The organism is Streptomyces sp. NPDC104814 (genome assembly GCF_055583185.1).
On sequence record NZ_JBVJOL010000008.1, the window covers coordinates 242,682 to 258,618 of the forward strand.

General features: G+C 72.1%; 14 protein-coding genes and 1 pseudogene. 9 read left to right on the plus strand and 6 right to left on the minus strand.

From position 1 onward, the window contains the following. Positions 1–5: 5 nt before the first annotated feature. Positions 6–1,622, minus strand: coding sequence for a carboxyl transferase domain-containing protein (locus tag ACZ64A_RS25960; protein WP_469813528.1), 1,617 nt, complete (start codon positions 1,620–1,622; stop codon positions 6–8). 95 nt (positions 1,623–1,717) lie between these two features. On the opposite strand from ACZ64A_RS25960, the gene ACZ64A_RS25965 reads away from it, so the two are divergent. Next, positions 1,718–2,314: an SACE_7040 family transcriptional regulator gene (locus tag ACZ64A_RS25965; protein WP_469813530.1), complete on the plus strand. Its 597-nt coding sequence runs from the start codon at positions 1,718–1,720 to the stop codon at positions 2,312–2,314. On the opposite strand, the gene tgmC is transcribed toward ACZ64A_RS25965, so the two are convergent. Then, complete coding sequence (gene tgmC, locus ACZ64A_RS25970) at positions 2,311–3,447, minus strand: ATP-grasp peptide maturase system methyltransferase (RefSeq protein WP_469813532.1); 1,137 nt, start codon at positions 3,445–3,447, stop codon at positions 2,311–2,313. The genes ACZ64A_RS25965 and tgmC overlap by 4 nt on opposite strands. Further along, a pseudogene (locus ACZ64A_RS25975) lies at positions 3,444–3,622 on the minus strand (ATP-grasp ribosomal peptide maturase); the annotation flags it as partial. The gene tgmC and the pseudogene ACZ64A_RS25975, both read right to left, overlap by 4 nt. A 295-nt stretch (positions 3,623–3,917) precedes the next feature. Here ACZ64A_RS25975 and ACZ64A_RS25980 point away from each other — a divergent pair. Beyond that, entirely contained in the window at positions 3,918–4,490 is a 573-nt protein-coding gene (locus ACZ64A_RS25980; RefSeq protein ID WP_469813534.1) for a hypothetical protein, read from the plus strand. Between the two features lie 15 nt (positions 4,491–4,505). Here the strand turns inward: ACZ64A_RS25980 and ACZ64A_RS25985 are convergent, their stop codons facing one another. Further along, positions 4,506–4,931 (minus strand): DUF3592 domain-containing protein, encoded by a 426-nt coding sequence (locus ACZ64A_RS25985; RefSeq protein WP_469813536.1) that lies wholly within the window; start codon positions 4,929–4,931, stop codon positions 4,506–4,508. A 153-nt stretch (positions 4,932–5,084) separates the two neighbouring features. Between ACZ64A_RS25985 and ACZ64A_RS25990 the strand changes: the two genes are divergently transcribed. The 3 genes from ACZ64A_RS25990 to ACZ64A_RS26000 are packed head-to-tail and all read left to right on the plus strand — an operon-like array spanning position 5,085 to position 8,214. Then, positions 5,085–6,242, plus strand: a complete 1,158-nt coding sequence (locus ACZ64A_RS25990) for an acyl-CoA dehydrogenase family protein (protein ID WP_469813537.1) — start codon at positions 5,085–5,087, stop codon at positions 6,240–6,242. Positions 6,243–6,277: 35 nt separating this feature from the next. Further along, positions 6,278–7,150, plus strand: coding sequence for an acyl-CoA thioesterase II (tesB, locus tag ACZ64A_RS25995; RefSeq protein WP_469813539.1), 873 nt, complete (start codon positions 6,278–6,280; stop codon positions 7,148–7,150). Between the two features lie 26 nt (positions 7,151–7,176). After that, entirely contained in the window at positions 7,177–8,214 is a 1,038-nt protein-coding gene (locus ACZ64A_RS26000; protein WP_469813540.1) for a cation diffusion facilitator family transporter, read from the plus strand. On the opposite strand, the gene ACZ64A_RS26005 is transcribed toward ACZ64A_RS26000, so the two are convergent. Both ACZ64A_RS26005 and ACZ64A_RS26010 read right to left on the minus strand, forming a co-directional pair. Then, a complete protein-coding gene (locus ACZ64A_RS26005) occupies positions 8,153–8,941 on the minus strand; it encodes a phosphatase (protein ID WP_469813541.1) in 789 nt (262 codons plus the stop codon). The genes ACZ64A_RS26000 and ACZ64A_RS26005 overlap by 62 nt on opposite strands. A 104-nt stretch (positions 8,942–9,045) precedes the next feature. Further along, positions 9,046–10,494: a PucR family transcriptional regulator gene (locus tag ACZ64A_RS26010; RefSeq protein ID WP_469813543.1), complete on the minus strand. Its 1,449-nt coding sequence runs from the start codon at positions 10,492–10,494 to the stop codon at positions 9,046–9,048. Positions 10,495–10,678: 184 nt separating this feature from the next. On the opposite strand from ACZ64A_RS26010, the gene ACZ64A_RS26015 reads away from it, so the two are divergent. The 4 genes from ACZ64A_RS26015 (at position 10,679) to ACZ64A_RS26030 (ending at position 15,900) form a co-directional block, all read left to right on the plus strand. Continuing rightward, the gene (locus ACZ64A_RS26015) at positions 10,679–12,139 is read left to right on the plus strand and encodes a sodium:solute symporter family protein (protein WP_469813545.1); all 1,461 of its coding nucleotides are present in this window, start codon (positions 10,679–10,681) and stop codon (positions 12,137–12,139) included. 58 nt (positions 12,140–12,197) lie between these two features. Then, a complete protein-coding gene (speB, locus tag ACZ64A_RS26020) occupies positions 12,198–13,178 on the plus strand; it encodes an agmatinase (protein ID WP_363268861.1) in 981 nt (326 codons plus the stop codon). Next, positions 13,175–14,860 carry a thiamine pyrophosphate-binding protein gene (locus ACZ64A_RS26025; RefSeq protein ID WP_469813546.1) on the plus strand — a complete coding sequence of 562 codons (1,686 nt, stop codon included), beginning with the start codon at positions 13,175–13,177 and terminating at the stop codon, positions 14,858–14,860. The genes speB and ACZ64A_RS26025 overlap by 4 nt, the downstream gene beginning before the upstream one ends. 122 nt (positions 14,861–14,982) lie before the next feature. Continuing rightward, positions 14,983–15,900 carry a serine hydrolase gene (locus ACZ64A_RS26030; protein ID WP_469813548.1) on the plus strand — a complete coding sequence of 306 codons (918 nt, stop codon included), beginning with the start codon at positions 14,983–14,985 and terminating at the stop codon, positions 15,898–15,900. Positions 15,901–15,937 lie beyond the last annotated feature (37 nt).

Consider the following 15,937-nt stretch of genomic DNA (forward strand, 5'->3'; position numbering starts at 1 on the left):
CCTCCTCACATCCGGAAGACGCCGAACTGGGGGTCACCCAGGGGCGCGTTGGCGCAGGCCGTCAGGGCGAGGCCCAGCACCTGACGGGTGTCCAGCGGGTCGATCACGCCGTCGTCCCACAGGCGGGCGGTGGCGTAGTAGGCGTTGCCCTGGCGCTCGTACTGCGCGCGGATGGGGGCCTTGAAGCCCTCTTCCTCCTCGGGCGCCCAGTCCTCGCCCCGCGCTTCCATCTGGTCCCGCTTGACGGTGGCGAGGACGGAGGCGGCCTGCTCGCCGCCCATCACGGAGATCTTGGCGTTGGGCCACATCCACAGGAAGCGCGGCGAGTAGGCCCGGCCGCACATGGAGTAGTTGCCCGCGCCGTACGACCCGCCGACGACGACGGTCAGCTTCGGCACGCGCGTGCACGCGACGGCGGTGACCATCTTCGCGCCGTGCTTGGCGATGCCGCCGGCCTCGTAGTCCTTGCCGACCATGAAGCCGGAGATGTTCTGCAGGAACACCAGCGGGATGCCGCGCTGGTCGCACAGTTCGATGAAGTGCGCGCCCTTCTGGGCGGACTCGGCGAACAGGATGCCGTTGTTGGCGACGATCCCGACCGGGTGGCCCATGATCCGGGCGAACCCGGTGACCAGGGTCTGCCCGAACTCGGCCTTGAACTCCGCGAACCGCGACCCGTCGACGACACGGGCGATGACCTCGCGGACGTCGTAGGGGGTGCGGGAGTCGACCGGCACGGCGCCGTAGAGGCCGTAGGGGTCGACCTTGGGCTCGGCGGCCGGCTGGACCTCCCAGGGCAGGGAGGTGCGGGCCGGGAGGGTGGCGACGATGTTCCGCACGATCCGCAGGGCGTGCGCGTCGTCCTCCGCGAGGTGGTCGGTGACGCCGGACACGCGGGAGTGGACCTCGCCGCCGCCCAGCTCCTCCGCCGTGACGACCTCGCCGGTCGCGGCCTTCACCAGCGGCGGGCCGCCGAGGAAGATCGTCCCCTGATTGCGCACGATGACGGCCTCGTCGCTCATGGCGGGCACGTAGGCGCCACCCGCCGTGCACGACCCGAGCACGGCCGCGATCTGCGGGATCCCGGCGCCGGACATCCGCGCCTGGTTGTAGAAGATCCGCCCGAAGTGGTCGCGGTCGGGGAAGACCTCGTCCTGCATCGGCAGGAAGGCCCCGCCGGAGTCGACCAGATAGACACAGGGCAGCCGGTTGTCGAGCGCCACCTCCTGCGCCCTGAGGTGCTTCTTCACGGTCATCGGGTAGTACGTGCCGCCCTTGACGGTGGCGTCGTTGGCGACGATCACGCACTCCCGGCCGCTGACCCGGCCGATCCCGGCGATCACGCCGGCCGCCGGGGCCTGCCCGTCGTAGAGCCCGTCGGCGGCCAGCGGCGCCAGCTCCAGGAACGGGGAGCCCGGGTCGAGCAGGGTGTCCACCCGGTCCCGCGGCAGCAGCTTGCCGCGCGCGGTGTGCCGTGCCCGCGCCTTCTCACCCCCGCCCAGGCGGGCGGCGGCCAGCTTGCCGCGCAGCTCCTCGACGAGGGCGCGGTGCGCCTCCTCGTTGGCCTGCCAGGCCTCCGACGCGGGGTCGGCCGCGCTCGTCAGCTCCGGTGCCTCTTGCATCCTTGCGGTCCCCTCACCCAGTGATCACTGTTAATGAGCGTTAACCTTTTCCTTCAGGTTAACGACCGCTAACCAGCCTGTCTAGAATTACTGGCATGGCCACCAGAACCGACGCCCCGACCCGCCGCGACCAGATCCTCAAGGCGGCTGCCCGGCTGTTCGCCGAACGCGGTTTCCACGGCGTCGGCGTGGACGAGATAGGCGCCGCCGTGGGCATCAGCGGCCCCGGCCTCTACCGGCACTTCCCCGGCAAGGACGCGATGCTCGCCGAGCTGCTCGTCGGCATCAGCGGCCGCCTCCTGACCGGCGCGAAGCGCCGCCTGGCGGAGGCGGACGGCGTGGCGCCGAGCGCGGTCCTGGACTCCCTGATCGAGGGCCACATCGACTTCGCCCTGGACGACCGCCCCCTGATCACCCTCCACGACCGCGAACTGGACCGTCTGCGCGACAGCGACCGCAAGCTGGTACGCCAGCTCCAGCGCCAGTACGTCGAGCTGTGGGTGGAGGTCGTACGGAAGGTCTACCCGGCCCTGGCCGAACCGGCGGCCCGCTCGGCGGTCCACTCGGTCTTCGGCCTGCTGAACTCCACCCCCCACCTGGGCCGCGCCGGCACGCTCCCCGGCCGGGGAGTGACGGCGGACCTCCTGCACCGGATGGCCCGGGGGGCGTTCTCGGCGGCGGAGACGTCCTAGCGGACGTCGATCCACCAGCGGTAGCTCTCTCCGTCGGGCGTGCTGTGGAGGGTGAAGCGCTCGAGGCCGGGCGCGCCGGCGTCCCGCCAGCGGTGCAGGTGCTCTTCGGCGGTGTCCCAGAGGGCCTGTGGTCCGCCTTGTCGCACGGTTCGGCGTCGGCCGTCGTCGTGAAGGGCGGCCCACGAGCCGGACGCGACGTCGAGGAGGACGTCCTCGCGACGGCCGTCACGCTCCAGGGCCAGATGCCGCGCGTCCGGTACGGCGGCCTGCACGACGAACCGGGAGGTCCAGTCGTCGAGGACGTCGGCGCCGAGGGAGGTCTCGCGTTCCTTCCCGGCGCTCAGGTCCGGCAGAAGGCCGAGCGGCGGCGGAAGGTGCGGCCGGGCGAGCATGAAGCCGACCTGGCCGCCGAGCAGGGGCCCGGAGGCGGTGCCGTCGCCGTGCACGGTCAGCCGGGCCAGCTCCGAGGCGCCGAGCCAGCCGCCGACAGCGGCGAGGACCAGCCCGCCCGGGCGGGTCTGCTCGATCCAGGCGGACGGGACGGTGCGCACGCCGCACGTGGCGATGATCCGGTCGTAGGGCGCGCCGTCGGCGTAGCCGTCCAGTCCGTCCCCGGTGACGAGCGTCGGGTGGATGCCGAGCCGGGCGAGCGCGATGCGTGCTCTGGCGGCAACGTCCGCGTCGTACTCGATGGAGACGACGTTCTCCTCGCCGAGCCGCTGGGCAAGCAGCGCGGTGGAGTACCCGGTGCCGGTGCCGATCTCCAGTACACGCATGCCGGGTTCGACGTGGAGGTCCTCCAGCATGCGCAGGACGAGGGAGGGCAGGGTGCTGGAGCTGGTCGGCTCGCGCATGATGCGGCCGCGGAGGTCGGCCGGTACGACGGTGCCGGCGATCTGGGTCACGAGCGACTCGTCGGTGTAACAGGCTTCGAGCCAGCCGGGGTCGCCTTCCAGGACGGGCTCCCAGGCGGAGGGCACGGCACCCTGGACTTGCCGGAAGAAGCCGTCGCGGAGGAACTCGTGGCGGGAGACCGCTTCGGCGGCCTTCTGCCACGCCGGCGAACGCAGACTGCCGTCTGAGACCAGCGTGTCGACGAGTTCCTTGAGGAGCAGCCGGGCTCGGTCGGTCATGTCGTCCTCTCCAACAGGTCTGCCAGGCGGTCAGCATGGGCAGGCCGGTCTCCGTCTGGAGCCAGTACCACTGGCCGCTGGGGTTGCATTCCAGGAACCACCATCGGCCGTCCTGGTCCACGCAGAAGTCGAATGCGCCGAAGACCAGCCCGAAGGGGTGCAGGTAGCGGTGCAGAACGGTGAGCCGCCCTCGGGCAAGGGCGGCGGCACAGCGGACACCGTCATGGAAGCCAGGGAGATCGGGTTGCCGGTGGACGTCGTCTGGCCGGACGGAGCGGTTCGGGCCGGCTGACGTCACGGACAGGGTCGGCTTCGCAGGGCGTACCCCGGTGACGCGGCCGTGGGGCGCGCTGGCGTCTCGCAGGGGCGCCGACGCGGTCGGCGGGTGCGGGCAGGGGGCTTCGGAGGCTTTCGCGCAGGTCGGTCCCGTGGTCTCATTCCTCCGTAATGATCAACAGGGGGGAGTGGCGATGGTCGCCATCCGTGGGGGAGTGGTGAGAGCGGGTGTGCGGCGCGGTGTCGTCGTGCTCGCCGTTCTGGGGGCGCTGGCGGTCGCCGCCGGTGGCGACGGGCCCCGGGCCTGGGCGCAGGGGCGGGGGCTCTACGCGGCCGGGAGCGACGAGATCGGCTCCGAGCATGTCCGGGTGGGTGGTGAGTACTGGGTGAGCATGTTCCTGCCGGACAACGTCGGCGCGGAACCGCTCACCGTGCTGCGGGTCCGGTGGCTGCACGTGCCGCAAGGGCTGCGGGTCCTGCGCTACGGCGTGACGACCGGCGACGAGGACGGCATCTGCATGCTCGGCGTCGGCGACGACGCGTCGTTCGAACTGGGGGCGGGCGGTGCCCGGACCCTGAGCGAGCGGCCGGTCCGCGTGCCCGCTCACGGCCGTGCCGACGTCTGCCTGCTGGCCCGGGTGAAGGTGACCGGGGCGCCGCAGGACGGTCTCGACGGCATGCGGGTCTGGTACCGGCAGGGTTCCGTCGTCTATCGGCAGGACTTCGACCAGAAAGCCGTCCTGCGGCTCAGGCCCGAGGACGAATGACCCCCCGCGCTGCCCTCAGAGGGTGACGGCCAGTACGAGCACCACCACGACCGTGCCCGCGGTGAGCGCCGCTCCCAGTGCCGTGAACAGCTTGTCGACCGCCGGCGTGTCCCAGCCCTGGATGATGAACCGGCTGGGCTTCGCCGGGTCGTAGCGGATCACGACCGCGGCGCCCACGCCGAAGCTGGGTCCGACCGCGCCGCGGCCGAAGCGGGAGACGTGGGTGTGCTCGCGGCCGTCCAGGGCCGTCCAGGCCGCCACCGGGTGGTGGTACCGCGCGCCCTCGTCGCTGCGCCGGACGTCGTGGCGGACGATCCGGCCCTGTGCCGTGACGCCCGTGCGGCGCAGGGTTTCCGCGCGGCGCAGGCCGGACACGCCGAAGGCGAGGAAACCCGCGCCGACGGTCAGCGGGATGAGCGAGAAGAGCCATGCGAGGTGCATGCCCTGTGCGACGCCGGGACGGGCGGGGCGGTTGCCGCTGGGCCGGGGCGTGACCAGCGTTACCCCCCACCCTCTCTGGACGCAGTCCCTACTCGCCGGTACCGTTGGTCTGAGCAAGCGCTTAGACAGTCGACGTACGTGGAGGTGGCGGCCGTGCGCCGTACGGTGTTCAACGAGGATCACGAGGCGTTCCGGGAGACCCTCCGCGCCTTCATCGAGGCCGAGGTCGTCCCCGTCTACGACGAGTGGTTCGCCGCCGGCCAGGCCCCGCGCGACTTCTACTACAAGCTCGGTGAGCTGGGCATCTTCGGCATCAGCGTGCCGGAGGAGTTCGGCGGCGCCGGCCTGGACACCCACAAGTTCGAAGCCGTCATGTACGAGGAGACCGCCCGCGCGGGCGTGCAGTTCGGCGGCTCCGGCGTGCACGTCCTGCTCGCCCTGCCGTACATCAAGATGCTCGCCACCGACGAGCAGAAGAAGCGGTTCCTGCCGAAGTTCGTCACCGGCGAGGAGATGTGGGCCATCGCCATGACCGAGCCGGGCACCGGTTCGGACCTGGCCGGCATGAAGTCCACCGCCAAGCTCTCCGAGGACGGCACGCACTACGTCCTCAACGGCGCCAAGACCTTCATCACCGGTGGTGTGCACGCCGACCGTGTGATCGTGTGCGCCCGTACCGCCGCGCCGACCGCCGAGGACCGCCGTCACGGCATCTCCCTGTTCGCCGTCGACACCAAGTCCGAGGGCTACTCCGTCGGCCGCAAGCTGGACAAGCTGGGCCTGAAGACCTCCGACACCGCCGAGCTGGCGTTCGTCGACGTCAAGGTGCCCGTCGAGGACCTGCTCGGCGAGGAGAACAAGGGCTTCTACTACCTCGGCCACAACCTCGCCTCCGAGCGCTGGGGCATCGCCTTCGGCGCCTACGCGCAGGCCAAGGCCGCCGTCCGGTTCGCCAAGCAGTACGTGCAGGAGCGCACCGTCTTCGGCAAGCCCGTCGCGCACTTCCAGAACACCAAGTTCGAGCTGGCCGCCTGCCAGGCCGAGGTGGACGCCGCCGAGGCCGTCGCCGACCGCGCCACCGAGGCGCTGGACGCCGGCGAGCTGACCCCCGCCGAGGCCGCCTCCGCCAAGCTGTTCTGCACCGAGGTCGCCCACCGGGTCATCGACCGCTGCCTCCAGCTGCACGGCGGCTACGGCTACATGAACGAGTACCCGATCGCCCGCCTGTACGCGGACAACCGCGTCAACCGCATCTACGGCGGCACCAGCGAGATCATGAAGACGATCATCGCCAAGGACATGGGTCTGTAGGACACCGGGAATCGCTGGCCGGTACAACTACTGCCATGAGCCAGGCACTCCAGGATCTCCTCGATCTGCTCGACCTCGAGCCGATCGAGGAGAACATCTACCGCGGCCGCTCCCGCTCCGCCGTCGTCCCCCGGGTCTTCGGCGGGCAGGTCGCGGCGCAGGCGCTGGTCGCCGCCGGGCGGACGGTCCCCGCGGACCGGCTCCCCCACTCGCTGCACGCGTACTTCCTGCGCATGGGCGACCCGGGCGCGCCCATCGTCTACGACGTCGAGCGCATCCGCGACGGCCGCTCCTTCACCACCCGGCGCGTGGTCGCGATCCAGCACGGCCGGCCGATCTTCTCCCTGTCCGCCTCCTTCCAGGCGTACGAGGAGGGCCTCGACCACCAGGCGCCGATGCCGCCCGCGCCGGACCCGGCCGCGCTGCCCACCTCGCAGGAGCGGCTGCGCGGCTACGACCACCTCGCACCCGAGGTCGTCGAGCGGTTCCTGGAAGCGCGCGAGGCGATCGACCTCAGGTATGTGGACGAGCCGCCGTACGGCCGCTTCGGCGCGCCGCGCGAGCCGCACTCGCAGGTGTGGTTCCGCACCAACGGCAAGCTCGACGACGACCCCCTGCTGCACGTCGTCCTCGCCACCTACGTCTCCGACATGACCCTGCTCGACTCGGTGCTGCTCGCGCACGGGCGCGGCGGGTGGGCGGTCGGCGACGTGGTCGGCGCCTCGCTGGACCACGCCATGTGGTTCCACCGGCCCTTCCGGGCGGACGAATGGCTGCTGTACGACCAGGAGTCCCCGTCGGCCTCCGGCGGCCGCGGCCTGGGCCAGGCGCGGATCTACACGCAGGACGGGCGGCTGGCCATCTCGGTGATCCAGGAGGGCGTGGTCCGCGTTCCCCGGGAGGACTGACGGCTCCTGCGGGAACACTGAGGGGCATGGCCTCAGCACAGCAGCAGTCGGAAGACGGGCGTCCCGGCGGCGAGTCCACGGTCACCGTGATCGTCGCCGCCCTCGCCAATCTCGGGATCGCCCTGGCGAAGGCGGTCGCCGGGGTGATCAGCGGCTCCAGCGCGATGCTGTCCGAGGCCGCGCACTCGGTCGCCGACACGGTCACCGAGGTACTGCTGCTCACCGCCCTCAAACGCAGTGAGAAACCCGCCGACGAGGACCACCCCCTCGGCTACGGGCCCGAGCGGTACATCTGGGCGCTGCTCGCCGCCGTCGCCACCTTCGTCGGCGGCGCCGTCTTCTCCCTCTACGACGGCGTCCACACCCTCCTCGCGGGCGAGGAACTCGGCGACCCGCTCGTGTCGTACGTCGTCCTCGCCGTGGCCTTCCTGCTGGAGGGCTTCTCGCTGCGCACCGGCGTGCGGCAGGCGCGCGGGGAGGCGGCCCGGCTCGACGTGCCGTTCCGGCACTACCTGCGGCGCACCCCCGACACGGCGGTGAAGGCCGTCGTGCTGGAGGACTCCGCCGCGCTGGTCGGCCTGGTGCTCGCCGCGCTCGGGCTGCTCGGCGGTCAGCTCACCGGCTCGGGCGTGTGGGACGCGCTGGCGTCGCTGTGCATCGGCGTGCTGCTCCTGTACGTCGCCTGGGTGCTGGGCCGCTCCAACGCCGAGCTGCTGATCGGGCGGCCGCTGCCGAGGCCGGTGCGGGAGCGGATCCGGGCGGAGCTGCTGGCGGTGGACGAGATCGAGGCCGTACTCGAACTGACCACCCTGGTGCAGGGGCCGCAGGAGGCCCTGGTGGCGGCGAAGGTCGACTTCCGGGACGTGTCCACGGCCGCGCAGGTCGAGCGGGCCTGCGAGCAGGCCGAACGGCGGCTGCGGGAGCTGTTCCCCGCGATCGGCCGGGTCTACCTGGATCCCACTCCGGGCAGGCCGGCGCCGTCTTCCGAGCCCGGAGCGGGGGTCACGCCAGACCGGCCTGGTCCAGCAGATACGCCGTCATCGGGTCGTAGTGGCGCGGGCTGACCACGTGGTCGTCGAGCGGCACCGTCACCTGCACGGTGCCCTCGGCCTCGGCGAGGAAGAGCGCGGGGTCGTTGCAGTCGGCGTAGCCGACGGAGTCCACGCCGTGCTGTCCGGCGTACCCGGCCCAGCCGTGGTCGGCGACGACCAGGTCCGGCAGCGGGCGGCCCTCGCGCTCCAGGCCGGTGAGGACGGCCCGCATCGGCTCACCCGAGTGGGTGTGCCACAGCGACGCCCCGTGTTCCAGCACCGCCACGTCCGCGAACTGCATGACGTATCCCTCCTCGGTGCTGAGCCCCTCGGGGATGACCACGATCTCGCAGCCCGCCGCACGCAGCGCCGCGGCCGTGGCCCGGTGCACGTCGAGCAGGCCGCCGGGGTGCCCGGTGGCGAACAGCACCCGCTGCCCGCCGTCGGCCGCCTTGCGCAGCCGTCCCGCCAGGCGGTCCAGGGCGTCGACGGTCAGCTCCGGGTCGATGGTGTCCTGGCCGTAGCGGTACTCGGGGTCGTCGTTGACGCCGGCCCGTTCCGCCATCACCGCGAGGACGTCCTGCTCGTCGCTCCAGCGGTCGCCGAGCTCCAGGCCGAGCCAGTAGTGACGGTTGCCGTTCGCCAGCTGCCGGTAGTGGGAGAGGTTGTTCTCGCGGGGGGTGGCGACCTCGCCCGCGATGCGGGTGCGGACGAGGTGGGCGACGAGTTCGGCGCGGCTGGGCGTCCCGGGTATCGGCATGGTCCCCATTGTGAGGCAGATCGCTGTGCGAGCCGATGGCGTACCGGCCGCTGGGACGCGCGTCACGTGCCGGCCGACGGACCGTATGGGTCACCCGGCCGTCCTCACACCTGCTTCAGCGCCAGCCACAGCTCCATGCGGACGTCCGTGTCGTCCAGGTCGGCGTCCAGCAGGGCCGCGCAGCGGGCGATGCGCTGGCGGACGGTGTTGCGGTGCACGGACAGGGCGAGCGCCGTGCGGTCCCAGCTGCCGTGCAGGGACAGCCAGGTGCGCAGCGTCCCGGTGAGCGCGGGAGTGAGCGGGGCGAGCAGCGCTCGGGCGTGCGCGGCGGCCTCCTCGGCGGGCAGCAGGTCGGCCAGCGCCGGCCGGGTGTCGTGCCGGACCAGCGGGGTGCGGCCGGCGCGGGCACGGGCCAGCGCGCGGGCCGCCTGACGGTCGGCGGCCGCCCAGTCGGCGGGGGAGGCGGGCGCGCTCACGCCGATCGTCCAGCCGGGTTGTTCCGGCACCTCGTGTGCGGAGGGCACCAGCAGGCGTACGACGTCGTCGGCCAGGTCGACCAGCGGGGTGCCGAGGGCCGCGCCGAGCGCGGACGCGGCCACCGGGTCCGGGGCCTGGCCGTCGGGCAGGGCGTGCACGACGACGCGGCTGTCCGCGCCGAGCAGGGCGGCCACCTCCTCGGGCGCCGCGCCCAGCAGCAGCCGGACCAGGGCGGAGGAGCGGGCGGCGCCGGTGCCGCTCTGGTGCTCGCCGGTGAGCAGGGTGAGCAGGACGGCGGCGACCGAGGCGATGGTGTGGTCGGCCGGGTCGCGCTGCGGCGCTGCGACGCCGAGCGCGAAGCCCTGGCCGGCGCCGAGGGCGTAGGCGGCGAGATGGACGCCCGCGGCGGTGTCGGTGGCGGTGGTGGTGGAGCGGCGGGTGACCACGCCGGCCAGCTCGGTCAGCGCGCCCATGGCCTCCTCGGGCTGCTCCCGGCCCGCCTCGGCGATCCGGGCACCCTCCGGGCCGTACAGCACGGCGCGCCCGCCCACCCGCTGGGCGAGCTGGCGCAGCACCGACGGCACCGGGTCGGGGCGGGCCGCGGCGGCGGCGAGGGACTGCTGGGCCTCGGTCACCCGGCGCAGCTCGGCGAGGCGGGCCTGTGCCATCAGCTGCCACACCGCCCGGGCGACCCCGGAGAACGTGGTCTGTGGCGGGACCTCCAGCAGCGGCAGCCCCCGCGCCTCGCACGCCTCCACCAGGGCGCGCGGCACGGTGTCGTGCACGGGCGCCACGCCGAAGCCGAGGGCGGCGCCGCCCGCGGCGACGATCCGGGAGACGTAGTCGTCGAAGTAGCCGCCGCTCCCGGCCGCTTCCGGGATGTGCACGCCCGCGGTCAGCAGCAGCTCGCCGCCGAGCAGGTACGGGAAGGGGTCGGCCATCTCGGAGGTATGCGCCCAGCGGATGGCGATACCCGGATCGCGGGGCCCGGCGATCTGCCGCAGGGCCAGGTCCTCACGGGCCAGGAGTGACGTGAGGGGCACCGGTGGTGTGGGGGGTACGGCCTGCTCCGGCATGGTGTGCACTCCCTCCACTCTCCGGTCGTACGAATGGAGGAAACGTACACTTCGCAGTCGCTTTTCGGCCACCTAGTGTCAGTCGGGAACCGGCAGCCGCGGGTACGGGCGGATGTCCCCGCGAACCGCTGCCGACTCTCCCCGCATTTCACGACACGCCACCGAGAACGGTGGAAGGAGACCCATGGCCGTCGACTACACAGTCATCGTCCTGTACTTGGCCGGCATGCTGGCCATGGGCTGGTGGGGCATGCGCCGCGCCAAGTCGAAGAGCGACTTCCTGGTGGCGGGCCGCCGCCTCGGGCCCGCGATGTACTCCGGCACCATGGCGGCCATCGTCCTCGGCGGCGCCTCCACCATCGGCGGTGTGGGCCTCGGCTACCAGTACGGCCTCTCCGGCGCCTGGATGGTCTTCACCATCGGCCTCGGCCTGCTCGCCCTGTCGGTCTTCTTCTCGGCGCGCATCGCCCGGCTGAAGGTCTACACCGTCTCCGAGATGCTCGACCTGCGCTACGGCGGCCGGGCCGGCGTCATCTCCGGCGTGGTCATGTGGGCGTACACCCTGATGCTCGCGGTGACCTCCACCATCGCCTACGCCACGATCTTCGACGTCCTGTTCGACATGAACCGGACCGTCGCGATCATCCTCGGCGGCGCGATCGTCGTCGCCTACTCCACGCTCGGCGGCATGTGGTCGATCACCCTGACGGACATGGTCCAGTTCGTCGTGAAGACCATCGGCGTGCTGCTCCTGCTGCTGCCCATCGCGGTGGTCAAGGCCGGCGGCTTCTCCGAGATGAAGGCCAAGCTGCCGACCTCGTACTTCGACCCGCTGGGCATCGGCGGCGAGACGATCTTCACCTATGTGCTGATCTACACCTTCGGCATGCTGATCGGCCAGGACATCTGGCAGCGCGTGTTCACCGCCCGCAGCGACAAGACCGCCCGCTACGGCGGCACCGTCGCCGGCACCTACTGCCTGGTCTACGCCCTCGCCGGCGCCGTCATCGGCACCGCCGCCAAGGTCATGTACCCCAAGCTGGGCAGCCCCGACGACGCCTTCGCGACCATCGTCAAGGACGAACTCCCGATCGGCGTGCGCGGACTGGTGCTCGCCGCCGCCCTCGCCGCGGTGATGTCCACCTCCTCCGGCGCGCTGATCGCCTGCGCCACCGTCGCCAACAACGACATCTGGTCCCGGCTGCGCGGTGTCGTCAAGCGCGGCGGCGAGGAGCACGACGAGGTCAAGGGCAACCGCGCCTTCATCCTCATCATGGGCGTCGCAGTGATCTGCACGGCCATCGCGCTGAACAACGTCGTCGAGGCGCTGACCGTGGCGTACAACCTGCTCGTCGGCGGTCTGCTGGTGCCGATCCTCGGCGGTCTGCTGTGGAAGCGCGGCACCGTGCAGGGCGCGCTCGCCGCCGTGATCGTCGGCGGTCTCGCCGTCATCGGCCTGATGGCCGGCTACGGCATCCTCGCCAACGAACCCGTCTACTACGGCCTGCTGGCCTCCCTCGCCGCCTACGTCGTCGTCTCCCTGGCGACGAAGCCCACCGACGAGGCGGTCCTGGCCGCCTGGCGCGACCGCCTGGCCGGCCGGGCCCCCGAACCCGTGTCCGAACCGGTCCCGGCTCACCAGTAGAGTCGTCAGGACCAAGCAGTACATACGCGAAGAAGCGTAGGAAAGAAGGCAGTTCACCATGAGCAGCAACGAGACGCCCCGCGGCCCCGTCGACTCGTCCCGCATCCCGCGGTACGCCGGTCCCGCGACCTTCGCCCGGCTGCCCCGCCTCGACGAGGTCGGCCGCGCCGACGTCGCCGTCGTGGGCGTGCCGTTCGACTCCGGCGTCTCGTACCGGCCGGGCGCCCGCTTCGGCGGCAACGCCATCCGCGAGGCGTCCCGGCTGCTGCGCCCCTACAACCCGGCGCAGGACGCCTCCCCGTTCGCCCTCGCGCAGGTGGCCGACGGCGGCGACATCGCGGTGAACCCCTTCAACATCAACGAGGCCGTCGACACCATCGAGGCCGCCGCCGACGACCTCCTCGGCACCGGCGCCCGCCTGATGACCCTCGGCGGCGACCACACCATCGCGCTGCCCCTCCTGAGGAGCGTCGCGAAGAAGCACGGCCCCGTCGCCCTGCTCCACTTCGACGCCCACCTGGACACCTGGGACACCTACTTCGGCGCCGAGTACACCCACGGCACCCCGTTCCGCCGTGCCGTCGAGGAGGGCATCCTCGACACCGAGGCGCTCTCCCACGTCGGCACCCGCGGCCCGCTGTACGGCAAGCAGGACCTCACCGACGACGAGAAGATGGGCTTCGGCATCGTCACCTCCGCCGACGTCTACCGCCGCGGCGCCGACGAGATCGCCGACCAGCTCCGCCAGCGCATCGGCGACCGCCCGCTGTACATCTCCATCGACATCGACTGCCTCGACCCGGCCCACGCCCCCGGCACCGGCACCCCCGAGGCGGGCGGCATGACCTCCCGCGAGCTGCTGGAGATCCTGCGCGGCCTGGCCTCGTGCAACCTGGTCTCCGCGGACGTCGTCGAGGTGGCCCCGGCCTACGACCACGCCGAGATCACCTCGGTCGCGGCCTCCCACACCGCGTACGAACTGACCACCATCATGAGCCGCCAGATCGCGGCCGCCCGCAAGGAGAACGAGGGCAAGTGACCCACGACCACGACCTGGAGCTCCGTCCGACCGCCGCCCAGACGGAGGCCGCACTGAATCCGCCCGCCGGGCGCAACGGCGGAGACCTGGTCGTGGAGACCCTGGCCGGGCTCGGCGCGACGACCGTCTTCGGCCTGCCCGGCCAGCACGCCCTCGGCATGTTCGACGCCCTGCGCCGCTCGGACCTCAGGTACGTCGGCCTGCGCGTGGAGAACAACGCGGGCTTCGCCGCCGACGCCTACGGCCGGATCACCGGCGAGGCGGCCCCGCTGCTGCTGTCGACCGGCCCGGGAGCCCTCACCTCCCTGGCCGCGCTCCAGGAGGCGGCGGCCGCCTCGGCCCCCGTCCTCGCCATCAGCAGCCAGATCCCGACGGCCGGCCTCGGCGGCGGCCGCCACGGCTATCTGCACGAACTGCCCGACCAGGCCGCCTCCTTCCGCGGTGTCGTCAAGTCCGTGCACACCGTCCGCACCCCGTCGCAGATCCCGTCCGCGATCGCCGCGGCCTGGAAGTCGGCGCTGAGCGCCCCGCACGGCCCGGTGTGGGTGGAGATCCCGCAGGACGTGCTGCTCGCCGAGACGCACCTGCCCGTGGTGACGGCGCTGGACGCCACCCCGGACGAACTCCTCCCGCGCCCCGAACTGACCGCCGTGGCCGCCGACCTGCTCTCCCGTGCCGAGCGCCCGGCGATCATCGCGGGCGGCGGAGTGGTCCGCGCGGACGCCTCGGGCAAGCTGCGCGCGCTCGCCGAGACGCTGCGGGCGCCGGTCGTGACGACCTTCGGCGGCAAGGGCGCCTTCCCGTGGGAGCACCCGCTGTCCCTCCAGTCCTGGCTGGAGGACCGGCACACCACCGACCTCCTCGAGGACGCCGACGTCCTGCTGGTCGTCGGCTCGGGGCTCGGCGAACTCTCCTCGAACTACCACACGTTCAAACCCCGCGGCCGGGTGATCCAGATCGAGGCCGACCTCGGCAAGCTGGAGTCCAACCACCCGGCGCTCGGCATCCACGCCGACGCCCGGCTCGCCCTCCAGGCCCTGCTGGAGACGGTCACCGAGCGCCCCGACACCAGCGCGCCCGAGCGCGTACGGGACCTGCTCGCCAAGGTCCGCGAGCGCATCGACGCCCAGGACCTCACCCTGGAACAGCAGGTGCTCGCGTCCGTGCGCCGCGCCCTGCCGGCCGACGCGCCCTCCTTCTGGGACATGACGATCCTCGCCTACTGGGCGTGGTCCGCCTTCGACGCCAAGGCCCCCAACGCCATGCACTCCGCGCAGGGCGCCGGCGGTCTCGGCTACGGCTTCCCGGCCGCCCTCGGCGCGGCGGCGGCCGACCCGACCCGCCCGGTCCTGGCGGTCTCCGGCGACGGCGGCGCGCTGTACTCCATCGCCGAGCTGGCCACGGCCCGCCAGTACGACCTCAACGTCACCTGGCTCATCGTCGACGACGGCGGCTACGGCATCCTGCGCGAGTACATGACCGACGCCTTCGGCCAGGCCACCGCGACCGAGCTGACCCGCCCGGACTACGTGGCGCTGGCGGAGTCCTTCGGGGTGCCCGGCGTGCGCACCTCGCCGGAGAGCCTGGAGGCGGACCTGGCGAAGGCGCTCGCCGCGCCGGGCCCGGCCGTGGTCGTACTGCCCGCCGTCCTGCGCATGTTCGCGCCGACCCACCTGGACTGACGCTCCTCGCCCACCGCTGACGTCCTGTCACCTGCCGCAACCTGACCCCCTGAGTCGCCCCGTTTTCGTCACATCCGTCGATCCGTACAACCATTCGGTCGAACTCGTGCGTCAACAGGGGCATGACTCAGGGGATATCCAGGCGCGCCCGTCTGCTGGCGGCCGCCGTCGGCGCGGGCCTTCTCGTTCCGGGTGTGGTCGCGGCCACACCAGCCGCTGCCGCCGCACCGACCGTCAGCTGTACGTCGGCCAAGGCCGGCCTCGCCGCCAAACTCCAGAAGGACATCACGGGCGCGCTCGCCGGCCGCAAGGGCACCGTCGCGCTCGGCGTCTACGACCGCACGACCAACACGACCTGCACGCTGCGCGCCACCAGCAGCTTCGACTCGGCGAGCACCGTCAAGGTCACCGTCCTCGCCACGCTGCTGTGGGACGCGAAGAAGCACAACCGGTATCTGACCGACCGTGAGAGCTCCCTGGCCAAGGCCATGATCACTCAGTCGGACAACAACGCCACCAGCGCGCTGTGGAAGCAGCTCGGCCTGACGAAGATCAAGGGCTTCCTCGCCGCCGCAGGGATGACGAAGACCACGCCCGGCAGCGGCGGTTACTGGGGTCTGACCCAGATCAACGTCACCGACGAGCAGAAGCTCCTCAAGCTCGTCACCGCGAAGAACAGCGTCCTCAGCGACAACGCCCGCGCCTACATCCTGAAGCTGATGGGGCAGGTCGTCTCCTCGCAGCGCTGGGGCACGCCCGCCGGGGCGCCCTCCTCGGTCGCCGTGCACGTCAAGAACGGCTGGCTGCAGCGGGCCACGCACGGCTGGCGGGTGCACAGCCTCGGCACCTTCAACGGCGCCGGCCACGACTACACCATCACGGTGCTGACGCAGGACAACAGCACCATGAGCTACGGCGTCACCACCATCCAGAACGTCGCCAAGGCCATCCACAAGGACCTGGTGCCGGCCGCCACCGCCCGCTACGCGCCGACCAGCAGGCCGAGCGAGGCGTTCGTCGCGGTCCCGCCGCAGGGCTGACGTCTCATCACGCGGTCTCGCGCCGGTCACCGCACCC